General features: G+C 65.1%; 17 protein-coding genes. 14 read left to right on the forward strand and 3 right to left on the reverse strand.

Annotation, left to right across the window (positions count from 1 at the left end):
- The 5 genes from ACFPPB_RS03150 to ACFPPB_RS03170 all read left to right on the forward strand — a co-directional run bounded on the left by ACFPPB_RS03150 (position 1) and on the right by ACFPPB_RS03170 (position 3,551).
- Positions 1 to 666: a CPBP family intramembrane glutamic endopeptidase gene (locus ACFPPB_RS03150; RefSeq protein ID WP_377324313.1), complete on the forward strand. Its 666-nt coding sequence runs from the start codon at positions 1 to 3 to the stop codon at positions 664 to 666.
- A gap of 127 nt (positions 667 to 793) precedes the next feature.
- Positions 794 to 1,498 carry a glutathione S-transferase N-terminal domain-containing protein gene (locus ACFPPB_RS03155; protein ID WP_377324315.1) on the forward strand — a complete coding sequence of 235 codons (705 nt, stop codon included), beginning with the start codon at positions 794 to 796 and terminating at the stop codon, positions 1,496 to 1,498.
- Positions 1,499 to 1,764: 266 nt separating this feature from the next.
- Entirely contained in the window at positions 1,765 to 1,941 is a 177-nt protein-coding gene (locus ACFPPB_RS03160) for a hypothetical protein (RefSeq protein ID WP_377324317.1), read from the forward strand.
- A 308-nt stretch (positions 1,942 to 2,249) separates the two neighbouring features.
- Complete coding sequence (locus ACFPPB_RS03165) at positions 2,250 to 2,792, forward strand: cytochrome b (RefSeq protein WP_377324319.1); 543 nt, start codon at positions 2,250 to 2,252, stop codon at positions 2,790 to 2,792.
- A gap of 102 nt (positions 2,793 to 2,894) precedes the next feature.
- Complete coding sequence (locus ACFPPB_RS03170; protein ID WP_465269344.1) at positions 2,895 to 3,551, forward strand: VIT1/CCC1 transporter family protein; 657 nt, start codon at positions 2,895 to 2,897, stop codon at positions 3,549 to 3,551.
- Between the two features lie 9 nt (positions 3,552 to 3,560).
- Here the strand turns inward: ACFPPB_RS03170 and ACFPPB_RS03175 are convergent, their stop codons facing one another.
- Together ACFPPB_RS03175 and ACFPPB_RS03180 are read right to left on the reverse strand one after the other, a co-directional pair.
- Entirely contained in the window at positions 3,561 to 5,789 is a 2,229-nt protein-coding gene (locus tag ACFPPB_RS03175; RefSeq protein WP_377324323.1) for a penicillin acylase family protein, read from the reverse strand.
- Positions 5,790 to 5,967: 178 nt separating this feature from the next.
- Positions 5,968 to 6,876: an alpha/beta hydrolase gene (locus ACFPPB_RS03180; protein WP_377324325.1), complete on the reverse strand. Its 909-nt coding sequence runs from the start codon at positions 6,874 to 6,876 to the stop codon at positions 5,968 to 5,970.
- 139 nt (positions 6,877 to 7,015) lie between these two features.
- Here ACFPPB_RS03180 and ACFPPB_RS03185 point away from each other — a divergent pair, with 139 nt between their 5' ends.
- The 3 genes from ACFPPB_RS03185 to ACFPPB_RS03195 all read left to right on the forward strand — a co-directional run bounded on the left by ACFPPB_RS03185 (position 7,016) and on the right by ACFPPB_RS03195 (position 11,893).
- Complete coding sequence (locus ACFPPB_RS03185) at positions 7,016 to 7,537, forward strand: DUF1697 domain-containing protein (protein WP_377324327.1); 522 nt, start codon at positions 7,016 to 7,018, stop codon at positions 7,535 to 7,537.
- 755 nt (positions 7,538 to 8,292) lie between these two features.
- Positions 8,293 to 9,069, forward strand: coding sequence for a TenA family transcriptional regulator (locus tag ACFPPB_RS03190; RefSeq protein ID WP_377324329.1), 777 nt, complete (start codon positions 8,293 to 8,295; stop codon positions 9,067 to 9,069).
- Between the two features lie 115 nt (positions 9,070 to 9,184).
- Positions 9,185 to 11,893, forward strand: a complete 2,709-nt coding sequence (locus ACFPPB_RS03195; protein WP_377324331.1) for a putative bifunctional diguanylate cyclase/phosphodiesterase — start codon at positions 9,185 to 9,187, stop codon at positions 11,891 to 11,893.
- Between the two features lie 41 nt (positions 11,894 to 11,934).
- Here ACFPPB_RS03195 and ACFPPB_RS03200 read toward each other — a convergent pair whose 3' ends face one another.
- Complete coding sequence (locus tag ACFPPB_RS03200; protein ID WP_377324333.1) at positions 11,935 to 13,734, reverse strand: aminopeptidase P family N-terminal domain-containing protein; 1,800 nt, start codon at positions 13,732 to 13,734, stop codon at positions 11,935 to 11,937.
- A 146-nt stretch (positions 13,735 to 13,880) separates the two neighbouring features.
- On the opposite strand from ACFPPB_RS03200, the gene ACFPPB_RS03205 reads away from it, so the two are divergent.
- The 6 genes from ACFPPB_RS03205 to ispF all read left to right on the forward strand — a co-directional run bounded on the left by ACFPPB_RS03205 (position 13,881) and on the right by ispF (position 19,319).
- Positions 13,881 to 15,554, forward strand: coding sequence for a CTP synthase (locus ACFPPB_RS03205; protein WP_377324335.1), 1,674 nt, complete (start codon positions 13,881 to 13,883; stop codon positions 15,552 to 15,554).
- The gene (gene kdsA, locus ACFPPB_RS03210; RefSeq protein ID WP_377324336.1) at positions 15,551 to 16,390 is read left to right on the forward strand and encodes a 3-deoxy-8-phosphooctulonate synthase; all 840 of its coding nucleotides are present in this window, start codon (positions 15,551 to 15,553) and stop codon (positions 16,388 to 16,390) included. The genes ACFPPB_RS03205 and kdsA overlap by 4 nt, the downstream gene beginning before the upstream one ends.
- A 120-nt stretch (positions 16,391 to 16,510) precedes the next feature.
- Positions 16,511 to 17,809: a phosphopyruvate hydratase gene (gene eno, locus ACFPPB_RS03215; RefSeq protein WP_377324338.1), complete on the forward strand. Its 1,299-nt coding sequence runs from the start codon at positions 16,511 to 16,513 to the stop codon at positions 17,807 to 17,809.
- Between the two features lie 18 nt (positions 17,810 to 17,827).
- Positions 17,828 to 18,154, forward strand: coding sequence for a cell division protein FtsB (gene ftsB, locus ACFPPB_RS03220; protein WP_377324340.1), 327 nt, complete (start codon positions 17,828 to 17,830; stop codon positions 18,152 to 18,154).
- On the forward strand, positions 18,151 to 18,846 hold the full coding sequence (gene ispD, locus ACFPPB_RS03225) for a 2-C-methyl-D-erythritol 4-phosphate cytidylyltransferase (RefSeq protein WP_377324342.1): 696 nt from the start codon (positions 18,151 to 18,153) through the stop codon (positions 18,844 to 18,846). The genes ftsB and ispD overlap by 4 nt, the downstream gene beginning before the upstream one ends.
- Positions 18,846 to 19,319: a 2-C-methyl-D-erythritol 2,4-cyclodiphosphate synthase gene (ispF, locus tag ACFPPB_RS03230; RefSeq protein ID WP_377324500.1), complete on the forward strand. Its 474-nt coding sequence runs from the start codon at positions 18,846 to 18,848 to the stop codon at positions 19,317 to 19,319. The genes ispD and ispF overlap by 1 nt, the downstream gene beginning before the upstream one ends.
- Positions 19,320 to 19,326: the final 7 nt, after the last annotated feature.

The following is a 19,326-nucleotide window of genomic DNA, read 5'->3' on the forward strand; positions in this document are numbered from 1 at the left end:
ATGTCGACTACTGCACAGGTGATGACCCGGCAGAGGAAGCCGTGGCTGCTCCATGTCACGGGATTGCTGCTGGCATTCGGCGGTATCAGCCTGCCGTTCGGCACATGGGATCACGCACTGGCCAGCGTCGGCCACATGGCGGCCAACGAGCTGGTCTACTGGGGCCTGGTCGCGGCGATCCTGCTGTATGTGCTGCTGATCGAGCGTCGCCCGCTGGTTTCCATCGGGCTGCGGAAACCGGGCGGCAGGGACATTCTCGCGGCGCTGGCGACCGGCGTACTGATGGTCGCCGTGCTGGCCGTGATCTATCTCGTCGTGTTTCCGGCGCTGCACTGGGACGAGACACAACAGCTGCAGACCCTGACGGCGGTACCGTTCTGGCTGAGATTCCTGTCGGTCGTGCGTGCTGCGGTTTCCGAAGAGATTCTGTTCCGTGGCTATGCGCTCGAGCGTGTGCAGGAACTGACCGGCAGCCGCAGCGTGGCGGGTGTATTCACGTGGGCCGTCTTCACGCTCGAGCATCTCGGCTACTGGGGCTGGCACCACTTGCTGGTCGCGGGTGCGGCCGGCGCGCTGCTCACGCTGCTCTACCTGTGGCGGCGCAATCTGTGGGCCAACATGCTGGCGCACTTCATGGTCGATGCTGTGGGTTTTCTGCTGGGATGAGCATGTTGCTGCGGGCGGTCGCGGCGCCGCAAAGCGGGAGAACGAACGGATCGGCAATGCTTCACTTGATCTTGCTGCGCGCAAGCACAATCTGATCCGCTCACCATCTCGTCATCAGGAGCGACCCATGCCCGATCTTTCCAGCTTTCCGATCGCAACGCGCTGGCCTGCGCAGCATCCGGACCGTATCCAGCTCTATTCGCTCAACACGCCGAATGGAGTGAAGGCATCGATCATGCTGGAGGAGACGGGGCTTGCGTATGAGCCGCATCTTGTCGACATCATGAAGAACGAGAGTCATACGCCGGAGTTCCTGTCGCTCAATCCGAACGGCAAGATTCCCGCGATCATCGATCCGGACGGCCCGGGAGGCCAGCCGCTCGGCCTGTTCGAATCGGGCGCGATCCTGATGTACCTGGCGGATAAGTCGGGCAAGTTCCTTTCGGCCGATCCGGCGCAGCGCTGGGAAACCATCCAGTGGGTGTTCTTCCAGATGGCGTCGATCGGCCCGATGTTCGGCCAGGTCGGCTTCTTCAACAAATTCGCCGGCAAGGAGTACGCGGACAGGCGCCCGCTGGAGCGTTATGTCGCCGAATCGAAGCGATTGCTCGGCGTGCTGGATACCCGGCTGGATGGCGGCGACTGGATCATGGGCGACGACTACTCGATCGCCGACATCGCCACGCTCGGCTGGGTCAACAACCTCATTACCTTCTACGAAGCGCGCGACATCGTGGCGTACGACAGTTTCCGCAACGTCGTCGCCTGGCTCGAGCGCGGGCTGGCCCGTCCGGCGGTGCAGCGCGGGTTGAAGATTCCCGGTCGGGACTGATCCCGGCGCTTGACGCGGCTGCCCGGGGATTGCCTCATCGCCTGCCACGAAAAGTTCCTGCTGGCGGGTAGGGTGAGCGCACATTGCGCCCACTCTCCGCCGCTTGCCGAAAGGTGATCCCATGAACCGTCGAGACCTGCTCAAAGGCGCCCTGATCGGCACCTCGGCACTCGCCCTTCGGCCCACGTTTTCCCCCGCTGCCGGCGTTCCAATGCTGCGCAGGTGAGGCTGACGGCATTGGAACGCCGGCACGGGGGCGGCTGGGCGTGGCCGTGCTCGATATCGGCAACGGGCGCCGCATCGTGCATCGCGCCGATGAGCGCTTCCTGAGGTGCGGCACGTTCAAGCTGCTGGCCGTGGCCACAAAACCGGCAGCGGCGCCCAGCGCGAGACCAACGACATCGCAATTATCTGGCCACCACAACGCAAACCGCTGCTGGTGATTGCTTACTACGCCGGGTCTGGGCAGGCGCCGACGAACGCCATGCCGTATTGGCTGCCGTAGGTCGTAACGCGGCATCGATTTAGCGACGTCCCGATGTTGTCCGTCGTCCCGGCATCGCCAAGCGATATCCGGGATGCCGTGCCATCGTGCATCACAGGCGTACGCCAGCAAGTCATTAGGACGAGAAGCATTCCGCATTCGGTCTGCCGAGCCGTACACAATGCACGCTGTGACCCTGGCAGGCATCGCACGATCTGCCACGCCTATCCTCGATTCTTGATGATTCCCGCCTGCAGGAGATGTTTCATGGCGTCGATCGAACCCACGTCCCACTACGCAGCTTCCGTCCGCCGGATGCACTGGACGATATTTGCGCTGATGGTGCTGGCTTATCTCTTCATCAACCTGTTCGAGCTGTTTCCCAAGGGCAGTGCCACACGAGCCAACGTATTGGCTGCGCACTACACCGCCGGGCTGGCGGTGCTGCTGCTGATACTGCCGCGTCTGCTGCTGCGACTGCGCAACGGACGCCCGCCGATTGCGCCGCCGCCGTCACGCTGGACCGAGCTGCTGGGCAATATCACGCACGTGGCGCTGTACCTGTTCCTGCTGATCCAGCCTATCCTCGGCATCATCACGCTGCAGCTCAAAGGCAAGGCGGTAACCCTGTTCGGCCTGACCTTGCTGCCTTCGTTCGTCAGCGTGCCGGATCGGGTGCTGTCGCATCGGCTGGAGGATATCCACGGCGACATCGGTACGATCTTCTACTACGTGATCGGGCTGCATATTCTGGCTGCGTTGTGGCATCACTTCGGCCGCCGTGACAACGCGCTGAAGCGGATGCTCTGAACGCGACACGACACACGGTTCCCGTTCCATCCCGACGTCCTGACTTTCACAGGGATCGCCCACGTGCCACGACATCATTACGAAAGACATCGCACTGGCCGCATGGGCTGGTTGCGCGCATCCGTGCTGGGCGCGAACGACGGCATCGTCTCCACCGCCAGCCTGGTGCTGGGCGTGGCGGCTGCGCATGCCAGCGGGCAGAACATCCTGATCGCAGGCATTGCCGGGCTGGTGGCCGGGTCGATGTCGATGGCCGCCGGCGAGTACGTGTCGGTGCACTCGCAGGCCGACAGCGAACACGCCGAACTCGAACGTGAACACCACGAACTGCAGACCGATGTGGAAGGCGAGCACAAGGAGCTGGCGTCGATCTACGTGGGCCGGGGACTCGAGCCGGCACTGGCGAAGCAGGTGGCCGAGCAACTGATGGCGCATGACGCGCTCGATGCCCACGCGCGCGACGAGCTCGGCATCACCGAGGCATTCAAGGCACAACCGCTGCAGGCTGCCGGAGCATCCGCACTGAGCTTCGCGGTGGGCTCCGCACTACCGCTGCTGGTAGTGGCGCTGACGCCAGCCGCCATGCTGTTGCCACTGGTGTTCATCACCTCGCTGGTGTTTCTCGCCGTGCTGGGCGCGGTGGCGGCATGGGCCGGTGGCGCGAAGATGGGCGTCGGCGCCATGCGCATCACGTTCTGGGGCGCGCTGGCGATGGCGATCACCACCGGCGTGGGCATGCTGTTTGGCGTGAGCGGGTGATGCCTGGACTCACTCTCCCGGGTGATAGACCCGCTCGGTATGTCCCTTGAGCTGTTCGGGCCAAAAGTAGACCGTGCGCAGGTTGCCGGTGGTGTAGCGTTCGGCCTCGTCGTTGAAGTGACTTGATTCCGGGTGGCCGCTCTCGCCTCCGGCGGTGATCGCGCGGGCGCGCACCTTGTCGCCGAACTCGACCACGGCCACGAAGCTGTTGCCGCTGGTGCCGTAGTAGCGCCTGGTACCCGGCCAGCGGTGCGCACCGAATGACGCGAGCGAGCCCCAGCGTGACGAGGTGAACGGCACCGGGATGCTGGGCTTGGCGTCGTCGAACGGCTGCACAATGGCGCCGTTGACGCGCTGGAAGCGATTGATTTCGCCCCACGGCACGCCCCAGCTGCCGAAGTCCTTGGTCAACCGGTCGGAGGCTTCGACCAGTGCACCCAGGCGTGCCTTCGCACCGGCTTTCTCGGCCATGACGTCGTAGATCGACAGGCCTTCGGCGGTATCGGCCTTGTCGACCTCGTCCCACAACGTGTCGCCCCAGAAGACGGCGAGCGAAGTCGGCATCGAGGCGATGCCCCAGCGATAGTCCCAGTCGCGCAGCATCGCGATCTGGCCTTTCAGCCTGGGCCTGAGCGGATCGTCGGCGGGCAGTGCGTCGTAGTCGGCGATCAGGATCGGCAGTTGCCGCGCGAATGCCGGCAGGTACGAATCGAACGCCATGGTGATCAGCGAAGCCATGCTGACATCGCGCGCGCCGGTGAGCAGGCGGGTGGCGTGGATGCCGCGAGGATTCTCGCCGAAGGTGTCCATGTAGCGCGGGTAGTCCGCCCGCTTCGGGCTGTACGGGCCGGCGGCGGAATACGGCCAGTCGTTGGTGTTCATGACCCAGCCGTTCGGCGGGTTGAGCAGGTGCGGGCCCTTGTCCAGCGGCAGCAGGCCCTGCCAGTCGGTAGCCGGGTCGCTGCCGTCGACGGGCTTGGTGTAATCGAAGCGGTCGTCGCGTTTCGGGATGAACTGCGGATGCAGATAGGCGATCTCGCCCTTGTCGTCGGCGAACAAGGTGTTGTTCGACGAGTTCGCCTTCAGCTCGGCGACCTTCATGTAGCTGGCGTAATCGCTGGCCTTGGTGCGCAGCCAGCTCTGCTCAAGCGCTTCCATCGGCTTGTTCATCAGCGCCATCGCGATCCACTTGCCGTCTTTCTCGCGCACGATCGGGCCGTGGTGCGTGGCATAGACGGTGAAGCTGCGCAAGGCCATCGAGCCGTCCTTCGCGCGATACGACACGTTGACGGTACGCGTGGCGACCGGCCGCAGCTCTTTGCCGTAGCGATAGAACAGCTTGCCGTCCTTGTGCACGATCGTCTCGGCGAACTCGTCGACGGCATCGAGGCCGGTGGAGGTGTGCATCCAGCCGATATGGTGGTTGAAGCCCTGGTAGATGAAGAACTGGCCCCAGGTAACCGCACCGTAGGCGTCGAGCCCGGCGTCGCTGGTCATCTGCAGTTCCGAGCGGAAAAAGAACGACGTGTGCGGATTGATAAGCAGCAGGGCGTGGCCGTCGGCGGTCAGCTTCGGCGCGATCGCGATGCCGTTCGATCCGGTCGGCTCCTGCCAGCTCGACGGCGGCTCGACGCGGGCGAGCGCCCGGCGATCGTGGCCGTAGAACGCTTCGAGCCGATCCAGCGAAACGCGTTCGATATCGCCACCGATGCTGCCTTCGGAAAAACTCAGCGCCATCCACGGTTCGAAATGCGTGATGACCCGCGGATGCACGTCGGGATGCTTGGCGAGGTAGTAGTTCAGGCCATCGGCCCAACTGGTCATCAGCGCCTGCAGCCAGGCCGGACTTTTCGCGTAGAGCGACTTCAGTACGACCGGATCGATGAACAGTTTCTGCCGCAGATCCTGCCAGATCGCCGGTTCGCCTTCCGTCTCGGCGAGCCGGCCCATCGAATCGAGGTAGTTCGTCTCGACGCGGTTGAAGTCGTCCTCGGCCTGTGCATACGCCATGCCGAACACTGCATCGGCGTCGGTCTTGCCGTGCACGTGCGCGATGCCCCAGTCGTCGCGGGTGATGGTGACCGCCTGCGCTTCATGTTGCCAGCGCGCTTCGTCGGGCGTGCGTGCCTGTGCGGCTGCGGCCAGGCACAGCGCGATCAGCGTCGCCGTCGGCAGCAGGCGAGCCACACTGTCGGCGTGGGTCAGTCGGAGCAGGTTTTTCGTGACGCGTGCCAGCATCGGTTTCCCCTTTCAGATGTACCCGCAGAGGTACCCGCTGCAGCCACCTTGCCGGGGCGTCGGGCAACGAGCCTCGGGTGCCACGAATGGTCCGTCGGGCACCGCGCGAATCAGGCAACACTAGCAGGGGCAGCGCCTGCTCTGCTGCACCTGCGCTTCCTGATTAGGCATCTCGCAGCTATTTCAACCCGATCGTGCGCAGAAACGAATCGACGGCATCGGTGTAGCCGCCGGGTGTGCCTAGCTGCTGGTTGATTTCCCTATGCGTCTTGTCGACCGGCAGGACAGTGGCCCGGCCACCCAGCGCGATGGCCTTGGCGGCGAATGCATCGGTCTGGGGACAGGAATCGCTGCGCCGGCTCGAGCAGACCAGCAGCATCGGTATCGAAGCGCGCTTCAAGCGCAGGGTCGGCGAGGCTGCGCGCCACAGATCCCGATCGGCATGGAACACGCGGTCGTAGAGACGCAGGTGATGCGACTGCATGAGCTCGACGACGTCGTACGCGGCGCTGTCCAGCGACACCGTCCCCAGCCACGGCCGGGCCCCCTGATGGGTCGCGATGCCGGGATCGGCGCTCAGCAGCGACACCAGATGGGCACCGGCGGAATGCCCGATCAGTACGAACCGGGCCGGGTCCGCGCCCCAGCGGCTGGCCTTGCTCTGGGCAAAGGCCAGCGCCCTGGCGACGTCGTCGGCCTGTTCGAGCGGATTGGCCGATGGCGACAGGCGGTAGTCGATCGACATCACGATGTAGCCGGCCGGCAGCCAGTGCGCTGCCTTGTTGTCGACCACACCGCTCGAATCCTTGTCCCCAAACATCCAGCCGCCACCGTGGACCATGAAGATGACCGGGGCATGCTCGGCATGCGGCGGCAGATAGACGTCCATGCGCTGTGCCGGATCGGGCCTGTAGGCGATGTCGCGTTCGACTCGCGCGCCTTCCGGCAACGCCGTGGCATGGCTTGCGGCGGCGCGACCCTGAGCGAGCCGCTCGCGCAGGGACTGGGCGGCCACATGCCTGGGCAGTGCCGTTAGCACCCCCATCAGGAGGGCGGCGACGCACTTTGCTGCAGTCGATGCTTGCATGAGAAACTCCGTTGGGGCGCGAAGCGGGGTATCCGTCATCGCGAACGCGAAGTGCTTCAACGCTCGACGCCATGGCGGGATGACGGCGGAGCGGCGGCGCACCTGCAGCAGCTGCGCATGACTGTGCGAGGAGTGTGCGATGACCAGCTATGTGGCGCTGTTGCGCGCCGTCAACGTGGGCGGCACCGGGAAGCTGCCGATGAGTGAACTCAAGGCGATGTGCGAGGCGGCCGGCTTCGAAGCCGTGCACACCTACATCGCCAGCGGCAACGTGGTGTTTTCCAGCAAGCTCGCCGAGAAGGCGGTGAAGCGGGAGATCGAGCGGCGGCTGCAGGATTACGCCGGAAAACCGGTCGGCGTGCTGGTGCGCAGCGCGGCCGAAATGGCCGCGGTGCTGGCGGCCAACCCGTTTGCCGAAGCGCCGGCCAACCGCACGGTGGCGATTTTCCTGGACACGCCGCCGCCGGCGACGGCTCTGCACGATGTCAGCGGTGCGAAGCATGAACGGCTTGCACTGGGCCGGCGCGAGATCTACGTGCACTACGGCGACGGCATGGCCGACTCGCGGTTGAAGATTCCGGTTGCGAAATCGGGCACGGCACGCAACATGAACACCATAGCCAGGCTGGCCGATATGGCCGCCGGCCACAAGACGAGGTGATCCTGGACATCCGCCAGGCGCTGGGACCAAGGATGGTCACGATCCGCGGTGCCGGCCTGGCTGGCACTTGTTGCGCCCGGGCGATGAGCCGTCGATGTCGGGATGAGGCCCGCACTACAACGCGACGAGTGTCTTGAAGCCGCCAAGAACATCGGCTCGCCGTCGAACGGCACGACTTCTTGCCCAACAAGGCGGTGAGGCGGAGTCGACGATCGCCGGTTCGTTGATGCAATCGTGGTCCCTGCGCGAAGCGTAGGTCATCCTCGAAGACACTCCGACTTCGCCATCCTTTCGTTCGACCTGCAGGAACCGGGTGAGTCTGTCTGGCGTTCCGTCGCCGAGGATGCGTTCGACGTATTCCAGCGCCGCATGCTTGCACCGGATATTGCCTGCCTCGGCACGCGCGGCGATGTGCTGCCGGGCTTTGCCGTGAGCGAGGCGGAGCGACCGATGCGCACGGTGGCCGACAACGGGCTGCAGGCCGGACCAGGGAACCTGGGTCGGCCGTTCGTCCGGTTGCCGTGGCGGGGGTACGCTGCATCGGAAACGAACAGAGGTTTGGCCAACCATGGCGAGCGCGGTGAAGCCCACCGGGATCGTCCACACAGCACGCGCAGGGGTGGCAGGCGACGTGTCGGCGGGCGGCAGTTCAGGGTTTTCGGCATCACGGCGATGCCGGAGTAGGGCCGGCTCAGGCTTCTCCTGGGCCGGCAAATTGAAACACCAACCAACTGTGCAACTCTGAGGAGAAAGCTATGAACACCCATTTCGAACGCACCGGTCCGCTGACCGAACTGACCAGCTACCCACAATGGGCGCAGGACATGGTCGCCGATTGCGAAAGCACCAAGCGGAGCGTGGTCACGCATCCTCTATGGGGGAAGATGAGTGACGGGACACTCGGCAGGTTTGGTACCGCCAATTTCATGGTGGGGATATGGCCGGTGATCGAGCGCTTTCCTGCATATATGGCCAAGAGCCTGCTGAAAACACGCTTCGGCCGCAGCCCCGGCGACAACCTTGCGCGTCGCTGGCTGGTGCGCAACATTCGTGTGGAGCAGAATCATGCGGAGTACTGGCTCAACTGGGCAGAGGGGGCGGGGGTTCCTCGCGAAGAATTGCTGGAGGGGGTTTCCCCGCACGGCACCGAGGTGCTGGCGAACTGGTGCGAAGATGTCAGCGGCCGCGACACACTTGCCGCAAGCATCGCCGCTACCAATTACGCGGTCGAGGGGGCGACCGGCGAATGGTCGCAACTGTTGTTCGAGAGCAAGAGCTACGCGGAAAGTTTCCCGCTCAAGACCCGGGTGGGAACCCTGCGCTGGCTTCAGCTTCACGCTGCGTACGATGACACACATCCGTGGGAGGCTTTGGAGATAGTCTGTACAATAATGGGTATGGAACCTGCAGCCGATGAAGTGGCACATATCGGTGAGTGCATAAAGCGCAGCTATGCCAGCATGCGGATTCTTGCTGATCGCTGCGTCGAGCCGCACCGTTTGCCGGAGGTGCTGAACAGCGCAGCCGCCTGAGGTAACTGGTTGCGCGTTTAATGCAATGCCCAGACGTTGATTCGCCCATCGCGAAACAAGGGACGCAATGCGCACTTCCACGATCACTTTGCAACGGCCGTTGTCCCGGCGCTTGATGCCTCTGGCATATGCGCTGGTGGGGATGGTCGGGCTGATCCTGGCACTGACTTGGGGAGCATTGCAGGTTCAAATCGCTCTCGCCGGGTTTCTCAACGGCGAGAGCATCTGGTCCAAGGCACAGAAGCAGAGCGTGATCGCTCTGGATGCCTATGCCGGCAAGGGCAATGTCGCCGACCTGGCCAACTACAGGCTTAACTACGGCGTCCTGATGGCTGACCGTTGGGCGCGTGATCAGACTGCCTTGGCGAATTACGATTACGACGCGGTGGTGGGCGCCCTGCGGCGGAGCAAGACGGTCACGGTGGCGATCCCCGGCGTGATCTTCATCCTGCGTCATTTCGCGGACGCGCCCTATATGCGCGATGCCTTGCAGGCCTGGCGCTCCACCGACAGTTCCATCGCGGAACTCGATGTCATAGCCTCCTCGCTGGAGGCCGGCTACGCCACAGGCAAAATCAGCGACGCGGAGATCGCCCTGCAGCGTGAGCGCATCGGCGCCATCAACAGCTATATCGAACCGCGCAGCAAATTGTTTTCACGGGCGGTAGCCGACGGCGCCGCCTGGATCGGTCAAGTGCTTTTCGGTTGCGTACTGGCGGCGGCCGCCTTCGCCGCCTTGTTGTGGCTGGGCATGGCGCGCCGGATTCTTGCCAGCGTGCGCGGCACCGAGGAACGCTATCGCCTGCTGTTCGACAGTGCTGCCGATGCGATCGTCATGGTCGATGAAACCAGCGGACGGATCCTGGATGTCAACCAGACGGCATCGGTATGGACGGGGCGGCCGGCGGATGAACTAATCGGCGACCGTTTCGTGCACCTGTTCGCGCAATCGCTTTCCGGACAGCAGGCCGGGCGGGCCGCCACCAACGCGTTGCTGGGCGCCGATGGCAGCAAACGGCCGATCGAGACCCAGAGCAGTCTTGCCAATTGGGGCAGCCGGCCGGTGCGCCAGGCGATCATTCGCGATATTTCCGAGCGGCTGGCGATGGAACAGGAGCGCCGCGTGGCGGCCGAGGCGCTGGCAAGCATCGCCGAGGGCGTGATCATCGCCGATGCCGATCGCCGCGTGATTTCGACCAATGCCGCCCACGTCGACCTCACCGGTTTCACCAGCCAGTCGCTGCTGGGCAAGCGCCTGGACGACAATCGCCGCATGCCCGACGGCAAGCCTTTGCCGCAGTCGATCTGGGAAGGCGTGGCCGCCGGTCACAATTGGCTCGGCGAGGTGCAGACCACCCGCAACGACGGCAGCAGCTACCCCGAACACCTGAGCATCAGCACGATCCGCAATGCGGACAACCAGGTGCTCTATTACGTCGCGGTATTCACCGACGTGCATGAAGCGAAAGCCAACCAGCGCCGGCTGGAGCATCTGGCGCGGCACGATCCGCTGACCGGGCTGGTCAACCGGGCCGAGTTCGAGCGGTGCTGCAGCGAAGCCATCGCGGTGGCCGAGCGCGAACGGCTGGCGGCGGTGGTGCTGTTCATCGACCTGGACGCGTTCAAGATCGTCAACGACAGCTACAGCCACGCGATCGGCGATCGCCTGCTGGTCAAGGTGGGCGAACGCATTCGCCGCCAGCTGTCCGATGGCGACGTGGCCGGACGCATCGGTGGCGACGAATTCACCGTGTTGATCCCGCGTCTGGGCCTGCGCGAGGACGCCAGGATGATCGTCAGCCGCCTGCTGACCGCACTTGCCGACCCGGTACTGGTGGACGACTACGAGATTGTGCTCAGCGCCAGCATCGGCGTGGCCGGCTATCCGCTGGACGGCGACAGCGCCGCAGCGCTGATCGCGAACGCCGATGCGGCCATGTATACGGCGAAAACCGAGGAGCGCAACACGTTCCGCTTCTACACGCCGATCATGCATGCCGATACCCGCCGGCGCATGCAACTGGCGACCGAGCTGCGCCAGGCTCTGGCGCGCAACGAGTTCCAGTTGGTGTTCCAGCCCAGCGTCGAGCTGCGCTCCGGACGCATCGTGGCAGTGGAGGCGCTGTTGCGCTGGCAGCATCCCGAGCGCGGCGAGGTGTTGCCGGGGGAGTTCATTCCGGTGGCGGAAAGTCTGGGCCTGATCCGGCGCATCGACGAGTGGGTGATGCAGGCGACCTGCGCGCAGATCGAGGCGTGGAATCTGGCCGGGGTACCGCCGATCCGGGTGGCGGTCAACGTTTCGGCGCGCTGGTTCAGCCACCCGGCTTTCGTCGAAGGCGTCAGTCGGGCCCTGCAGTCCCGCCAGTTGTCCGCGCAACGCCTGCTGCTGGAGATCACCGAAAGCGCCATGCTGCGGCTTGGCGACGACACCGAACGCACCATGCGGACCCTGCACACGCTGGGCATCGACGTGGCGATCGACGATTTCGGTACCGGCTACTCCTCGATGTCCTACCTCAAGCTGCCGGCGGTGGCCTATCTGAAGATCGACCGTTCCTTTGTCACCGGCCTGCCGGGCAATGCGAACGACGCCGCCATCACCGAGGCGATGCTGGCGATGTCGAAGAGCCTGGGCCTGATCACGATTGCCGAGGGCATCGAAACCGAGGCGCAGCACGAGTTCCTGCTGCGCGCCGGTTGCGTCGAAGGGCAGGGCTATCTGTACTCGTACCCGCTCAAGGCCAACGAGATCCAGCATCTCTTGTGCCCGAACCAGCCGTTGGCTCCGGCCAGGCTGAGACTGGTGCCACCCAGGCGCAACTGATCAGGCGCACCTGTAATTTCCGCGGCTGCGGGAGCCTTCGCTCAGAGCGGTGCGCAGTGGCGGTTCAGCCATTCCAGGTCGGCATCTTCAAGCAACGGGCTGAGCGCGGCGCGCACGCCGGCGTGGTAGTCGTCGAGCCAGGCACGCTCTTCCGGATTGAGCAGGCTGGGCTCCAGCGCGCGGCGATCGAACGGACACAACGTGAGGGTCTCGAACGCATGGAACTCCCCGAACTCGGTCTGCTCGGCCTCGACCACCACCGCCAGGTTCTCGTGGCGGATGCCATGCCGGCCGGGTTTGTACAGGCCCGGCTCGATCGAGCTGATCATGCCCGGCTCCAGCGCCACCAGGGCACCCCCGGCGACCGGCGGCCGGATGCCGTGCGGGCCTTCGTGCACATTGAGGAAATAGCCCACGCCATGTCCGGTGCCGTGGCCGTAATCCATGCCCGAAGCCCATAGCGGCGCGCGCGCCAGCGCATCCAGTTGCGGACCGCTGGCCCCTTTGGGAAAGCGAGCGCGGGACAGCGCGATCATGCCTTTCATCACCAGCGTCGCGTCGCGGCGCTGCTCCGACGTGGTCTCGCCCAGCGCCAGCACGCGGGTGATGTCGGTGGTACCGCCCTGATACTGGCCGCCCGAATCGATCAGCAGCAGTCCCCTGGCCTGCAAGGCGCTGTGGGATTCCGGCGTGGCGCGGTAATGCGGCAGCGCGCCGTTCGCCTGGTAGCCGGCGATGGTGGCGAAACTCTCGCCGACGTAGCCGGGCTGGGCCGAGCGTTCCTCGTACAGCAAGGTATCGACATCCAGTTCCGTCAACGTCATGCCGGCGGCGAGACGCTGTTCCAGCCGGCGGAATCCGCGCACCAGTGCGGCGCCGTCGCGGCGCATCACCTCGCGGATATGAGCAAGCTCGGCCGCGTTCTTGATCGCCTTGAACGCGGTACTCGGGTTGGCCGCCTCTATCCGGTGGACTGCCGGAGCGATCGCCGCGGCGATAGCGCTGACCACCCGCCCGCTGTCCAGCAGCAGGCGGTCGGCGGCGCCGAGTTCGTGCAGGGTCGAGGTGACCGAGGCGTAGTCGGCGATGCCGATGCCGTCGGTGGCCAGCGACGCGACCAGTGCGTCGCTGAGCTTGGCCCGGTTGACGAACAAGATGGCGCGACCGTCCGCCTGCACCAGCAGATGGGCGAGAAATACCGGATTGCACTCGACATCGCTGCCGCGCAAGTTGGTCAGCCAGGCAATGTCGTCGAGGCTGGACAGCAGATGATGAGTGGCGCCGAGCTTGTGCATCGCCTTGCGCAGGCGGGCGAACTTGTCGGCGCGCGAGACGCCGGCATAGGCGGGATCGTGGGCGACCACCGGGGCCTGCGGCAGCGCGGGACGGTCAGCCCAGACGGCGCCGGGCAAGTCGAGATCGGTACGCAGGCTGGCGCCGGTCTCGGCGAGTCTGCGCTCGATCTGCCGCTGGGTGGTCAGCGCCAGGCTGTCGCCGGCCACGGCCAGCACGTCGCCTTCGTGCAGGTGCTGCAGCAGCCATTCCAGATGCTCGGCCGCATGCGCGACGCGCTGCTTCATCAAGGTGACGCCGCTGCCGGCCAGCTGCTGCTCGGCCTGCGAGAAATAGCGCGAATCGGTCCACAGCCCGGCGTGCTCGCGGCTGACGATCAAAGTGCCGGCCGAGCCGGTGAAGCCGGACAGCCAGGCCCGTGCCTGCCAGTGCTCGGGAAGGTATTCGGACAGGTGCGGATCGGCACTGGGGACCATGACGGCGGCGACGCCATGCAGCTGCATGGCTGCGCGCAGGGCAGCGAGACGGGCGGGGATGGGGTTGTTCATTCAGGCATGCTATCAGGCGCCCCGCCGCCGTTTCATCCATCGCGGCAACATCGGAAATGAACCAAAACCAGAGAATTCTCCGTTGCCATCTCGCAGCGGGACGCTTCTGCAGCTAAAATGCCTAATTTCCAGCACGGCTGCTTTCCATGACCCCCCTGATTTTCGTCACCGGCGGTGTGGTGTCCTCGCTTGGCAAGGGCATTGCTGCGGCGTCGCTCGCTTCCATTCTCGAAGCGCGCGGGCTCTCTGTCACCATGATGAAGCTCGATCCCTATATCAATGTGGATCCGGGCACGATGAGTCCCTTCCAGCACGGCGAGGTCTATGTGACCGACGACGGCGCGGAGACCGACCTCGACCTCGGACATTACGAACGCTTCGTCCATACCCGCCTGACCGGCAAGAACTCGATCACCACCGGCAAGATCTACGAAAGCGTGATCCGCAAGGAACGCCGCGGCGATTACCTGGGTGCGACGGTGCAGGTGATCCCGCACATCACCGACGAGATCAAGCACTGCATCCACGAGGCCACCCGCGGCTTCGACGTGGCGCTGGTGGAGATCGGCGGTACCGTCGGCGATATCGAATCGCTGCCGTTCCTGGAGGCGATCCGTCAGCTGCGCATCGAGCACGGCCCAGAGAAGGTGGTGTTCATGCACCTGACCCTGGTGCCGTTCATCAAGGCCGCCGGCGAACTGAAGACCAAGCCGACCCAGCACTCGGTGAAGGAACTTCGCTCGATCGGTATTCAGCCGGACATTCTTCTGTGCCGCTGCGAGCAGGCTCTGCCCGAGGGCGAGCGGCGCAAGATCGCGCTGTTCACCAACGTGCCGGAGCAGGCGGTGATCAGTGCCGTCGATGTCGACGTCATCTACAAGCAGCCGTTGTGGCTGCACCAGCAGGGGCTGGATGAGATCGTGGTCAAGCGCCTCGGTCTCGACGCCGGTCCGGCCGACCTGTCCAGCTGGGTGCGCACGGTCGAGGCGATGGAACATCCGAAGGACGAGGTCAACGTGGCCATCGTCGGCAAGTACGTCGAGCACAAGGATGCCTACAAGTCGCTGGCCGAGGCGCTGCGCCACGGCGGCATCAAGCAGCAGGCGCGGGTCAATCTCAACTGGATCGATTCCGAACAGGTCGAGGCCGACGGCGCCGCCAATGTATTGGGGCAGGTCGACGCGATCCTGGTGCCGGGCGGTTTCGGCAAGCGCGGTTTCGAAGGAAAGATTCTGGCCGCCAAATATGCGCGTGAACACGGGGTGCCGTATTTCGGCATCTGCTACGGCATGCACGCGGCCGTGATCGACTTCGCCCGCCACATCGCCGGTCTGGCCGACGCCGACTCCAGCGAGAACGACCGCAACACGCCGGATCCGGTGATCGGCCTGATCACCGAATGGACCACCGCCAGCGGCGAGATCGAACAGCGCAGCGATCGCTCGGACATGGGCGGCACCATGCGCCTGGGCGCGCAGGAATGCCGCCTGAAAGCCGGCACGCTGGCGCGCGAGCTGTACGGCCAGGACGTGGTGCGCGAGCGTCATCGCCATCGCTACGAATTCAACAACCGCTACCGGCAGTCGTTCGAGGATCTGGGCCTGGTGATCTCCGGCAAGTCGATGGACGACCTGCTGGTGGAAATGATCGAGCTGCCGCAGCAAAAGCACCCGTGGTTCCTCGCCTGCCAGGCCCATCCGGAGTTCACCTCGACGCCGCGCGACGGGCATCCGCTGTTCAGCGGCTTCATCCGTGCGGCGCGCGAATACAAGGCCGTGCGCGATGGCCAGCGGCTCGCCGCCGCGGAGTCGGTTGCATGAAACTCTGTGGATTCGAGATCGGGCTGAACCAGCCGCTGTTCCTGATTGCCGGCCCCTGCGTGGTCGAGTCGCAGCAGCTGCAGGTCGACACTGCCGGCACGTTGAAGGAAATCACCGATCGGCTCGGCATCCACTTCATCTTCAAGTCCAGCTTCGACAAGGCGAACCGCTCGTCGGGCGACAGCTTCCGCGGGCCGGGGATGGAGGAGGGGCTGCGCATCCTCGCCGAAGTGAAGCGCCAGGTCGGCGTGCCGCTGCTCACCGACGTGCACGAATACACGCCGATGGACGAGGTGGCGTCTGTGATCGACGTGCTGCAGACGCCGGCGTTCCTGTGCCGGCAGACCGATTTCATCCAGAAGGTCGCGCGCGCCGGCAAGCCGGTGAACATCAAGAAGGGCCAGTTCCTGGCGCCCTGGGACATGAAGCACGTGGTCGCCAAGGCCAGGGCCGTCGGCAACGACGACATCATGGTGTGCGAACGCGGCGCGAGTTTCGGCTATAACAATCTCGTTTCGGACATGCGCTCGCTCAGCGTGATGCGCGATACGAATTGCCCGGTGGTGTTCGACGCCACCCATTCGGTGCAGCTGCCGGGCGGCCAGGGCGCCACTTCGGGTGGGCAGCGCGAGTTCGTGCCGGTATTGGCACGGGCGGCGGTCGCGGTCGGCGTGGCCGGCCTGTTCGCCGAGACGCATCCGGATCCGAGCAAGGCGCTTTCCGACGGCCCGAACGCGTGGCCGCTGGACAAGATGGAAGCGCTGCTGGAAACGCTGATGGAGCTGGACGTCGTGACCAAGCGCCATGGCTTCCTCGAACAGGATCTGCCGCTGTAGGAGCCCGCTTGCGGGCGATGCTCCTGCCCTGAATCTCCCTATCCAACCAACCATCAAGACAAAAGCATTGCCCGCCAGCGGGCTCCTACAAGAACGACAACACTCGACTGACGGACGACCATGACCACATCGATCACCCGCATCCACGCCCGTGAAATCCTCGATTCGCGCGGCAATCCCACCCTGGAAGCCGAAGTCAGCCTGGCCGATGGCGGCTTCGGCAGGGCCGCGGTGCCCAGCGGCGCCTCCACCGGTTCGCGCGAGGCGGTCGAGCTGCGTGACGGTGACAAGTCGCGCTATGGCGGCAAGGGTGTGAAGAACGCGGTGGTGAACGTCAATACCACGATTGCCGACGCGTTGAAGGGTTTCGACGCGGCCGACCAGAAAGGTCTGGACGCCAGGCTCATCGCGCTGGACGGCACGCCGAACAAGGGCAAGCTGGGTGCGAACGCGCTGCTCGGTGTCTCGATGGCGGCGGCTCACGCCGTCGCTGCCTCGCGTGGCGAGCCGCTGTGGCAGTACCTGTCGAATGGCAAGCCGGGCGCTTTGCCGGTGCCGATGATGAACATCATCAACGGCGGCGAACACGCCGACAACAATATCGACGTGCAGGAATTCATGGTGCTGCCAGTGGGCATGCCGAGCTTTTCCGAGGCGCTTCGCGCCGGTGCCGAAATCTTCCACGCGCTGAAAAGCGTACTCAAAGGCCGTGGCCTGAGCACCTCGGTGGGAGACGAAGGCGGCTTCGCGCCCAACCTTCGCTCCAATATCGAAGCGCTCGACACCATTCTCGAGGCGATCAACAAGACCGGCTACAAGATCGGCGGCGAGATCCTGCTCGGCCTGGATGCGGCCAGCTCGGAGTTCTACAAGAACGGCAAGTACGACCTGGCCGGCGAAGGCAAGCAGTACAGTTCGGTCGAGTTCGTCGACCTGCTGGCCAGCTGGGCGAAGCAGTATCCGATCATCAGCATCGAGGACGGCATGGCCGAAGGCGACTGGGACGGCTGGAAGCTGCTCACCGACGCGATCGGCGATCGCATCCAGGTGGTTGGCGACGACTTGTTCGTGACCAATCCGGCCATCTTCCGCGAGGGCATCGAGAAGAAGATCGCCAACTCGATCCTGATCAAGGTGAACCAGATCGGTACGCTGTCCGAGACGCTGGAAGCGATCGCGATGGCGGATGCGGCGAAGTATTCGGCGGTGATCTCGCATCGTTCCGGCGAGACCGAGGACACCACGATCGCCGATATCGCCGTAGCCACCACGGCGACCCAGATCAAGACCGGTTCGCTGTGCCGCAGCGACCGCGTGGCGAAGTACAACCAGCTGCTGCGCATCGAGGAGCAGCTCGGCAGCGCCGCGCGCTATGCCGGCCGCAACGCGTTCCCCAATCTGACCCGCCTGCCTGGCTGAGCGGGTAGTCGGCCGCCCATGTTGCGCTGGATCGCCCTGGTACTGATCCTGCTCCTGATCGGACTGCAGCTGAAACTGTGGTCCGGCAACGGCGGCATGCGCGAAGTGGATGCGCTGCGCGTTTCGGTAAAGAAGCAGACCGACGACAACGCCAGGCTGCAGCAGCGCAATCAGGCCGTCGGCGCGGATGTGCTCGACCTCAAGCATGGCGACCAGGCGGTCGAGGCGCGGGCACGCACCGAACTGGGACTGATCAAGCCCGGTGAGGTTTTCTACCAGGTGGTCGAGCAGCCGGCGCATGCCGGCAGCGCGCCGCCGCCAGCCTCATCCGCCGGTTCGCCATGAATTCGCCGAGGATGTGGTGCGTGGTGCCGGCGGCAGGGCGCGGCACGCGGGTGGGCGGCGACTGCCCCAAGCAGTATTTGCCGCTGGCCGGACGGCCGTTGATCGAGCACACGCTGGAGCGGCTCGCCGCGCATCCGCGGATTGCCGGTCTGCTGGTGGTGCTGGGGGCGGCGGATACGCACTGGTCCGGGATCGGCATGCTTCATGGCAAGCAGGTACTCACGGCTGTCGGCGGCGCGCAACGCAGCGATTCGGTGCTGGCCGGAATCGATGCGTTGCCCGAGGTAGTGGGCGCGGATGATTTCGTGCTGGTGCACGATGCCGCGCGTCCGTGTGTCCGCCTGGCTGATATCGGCAAGCTGATCGAGCTGGCCGGCGCCGCCGATGGCGGCCTAATGGGCGCGCCTTTGCGCGATACGTTGAAGCGTGCGGACGCCGCCGGCCGCAGCGAACTGACCGAGCCGCGCGACCACCGCTGGCGCGCCTTCACGCCACAGATGTTCCGGCGTGCTCAACTGTCGAGGGCGCTGCGCGAAGCGGCGCGGCGTGGCGTGGACGTCAGCGACGAGGCGATGGCGATGGAGCAGGCCGGCTTCGCGCCGCTGCTGGTCGAAGGCGCCGAAGACAATATCAAGGTGACCACGGCGGCGGATTTCGCGCTGGCCGAGTTCCTGCTCGCGAGGACGGCATGATACGCATAGGCCAGGGTTTCGATGTACACGCGTTCGGCGAAGGCGACCACGTCACGCTCGGCGGCGTTTGCGTACCGCACCGCAGCGGCGTGGTGGCGCACTCCGACGGCGACGTGGTGATCCATGCGCTGTGCGACGCGATCTTCGGCGCGCTGGCGCTGGGCGATATCGGCCAGCACTTTCCGCCATCGGACGAACGCTGGCGCGATGCCGACAGCCGCCGGTTCCTGCGCCATGCGGCGATGCTGATGGCGCAGCATGGTTATGCGCTGGGCAATGCCGACATCACCGTGATCTGCGAGCTGCCGAAGGTCGGTCCGCACGCGTCGGCGATGCGCGAAAACCTCGCGACCGACCTGGACAGCGAGATCGGCCGCATCAGCGTCAAGGCCACGACGACCGAGAAGCTCGGCTTCTGCGGCCGTGGCGAAGGTATCGCGGCGCAGGCCTGCGTGTTGCTGCAACGGCGCTGAGCGCCCC

It is taken from the genome of Rhodanobacter terrae (assembly GCF_042657005.1).
Classification (GTDB): domain Bacteria; phylum Pseudomonadota; class Gammaproteobacteria; order Xanthomonadales; family Rhodanobacteraceae; genus Rhodanobacter; species Rhodanobacter terrae.

Bases quoted from the DNA above. Each gene is read 5' to 3' on its own strand.
- ACFPPB_RS03150 (WP_377324313.1), top strand. From the start codon at position 1: ATGTCGACTACTGCACAGGTGATGACCCGGCAGAGGAAGCCGTGGCTG.
- ACFPPB_RS03155 (WP_377324315.1), top strand. From the start codon at position 794: ATGCCCGATCTTTCCAGCTTTCCGATCGCAACGCGCTGGCCTGCGCAG.
- ACFPPB_RS03165 (WP_377324319.1), top strand. From the start codon at position 2,250: ATGGCGTCGATCGAACCCACGTCCCACTACGCAGCTTCCGTCCGCCGG.
- ACFPPB_RS03170 (WP_465269344.1), top strand. From the start codon at position 2,895: ATGGGCTGGTTGCGCGCATCCGTGCTGGGCGCGAACGACGGCATCGTC.
- ACFPPB_RS03175 (WP_377324323.1), bottom strand. From the start codon at position 5,789: ATGCTGGCACGCGTCACGAAAAACCTGCTCCGACTGACCCACGCCGAC.
- ACFPPB_RS03180 (WP_377324325.1), bottom strand. From the start codon at position 6,876: ATGCAAGCATCGACTGCAGCAAAGTGCGTCGCCGCCCTCCTGATGGGG.
- ACFPPB_RS03185 (WP_377324327.1), top strand. From the start codon at position 7,016: ATGACCAGCTATGTGGCGCTGTTGCGCGCCGTCAACGTGGGCGGCACC.
- ACFPPB_RS03190 (WP_377324329.1), top strand. From the start codon at position 8,293: ATGAACACCCATTTCGAACGCACCGGTCCGCTGACCGAACTGACCAGC.
- ACFPPB_RS03195 (WP_377324331.1), top strand. From the start codon at position 9,185: ATGCCTCTGGCATATGCGCTGGTGGGGATGGTCGGGCTGATCCTGGCA.
- ACFPPB_RS03200 (WP_377324333.1), bottom strand. From the start codon at position 13,734: ATGAACAACCCCATCCCCGCCCGTCTCGCTGCCCTGCGCGCAGCCATG.
- ACFPPB_RS03205 (WP_377324335.1), top strand. From the start codon at position 13,881: ATGACCCCCCTGATTTTCGTCACCGGCGGTGTGGTGTCCTCGCTTGGC.
- kdsA (WP_377324336.1), top strand. From the start codon at position 15,551: ATGAAACTCTGTGGATTCGAGATCGGGCTGAACCAGCCGCTGTTCCTG.
- eno (WP_377324338.1), top strand. From the start codon at position 16,511: ATGACCACATCGATCACCCGCATCCACGCCCGTGAAATCCTCGATTCG.
- ftsB (WP_377324340.1), top strand. From the start codon at position 17,828: ATGTTGCGCTGGATCGCCCTGGTACTGATCCTGCTCCTGATCGGACTG.
- ispD (WP_377324342.1), top strand. From the start codon at position 18,151: ATGAATTCGCCGAGGATGTGGTGCGTGGTGCCGGCGGCAGGGCGCGGC.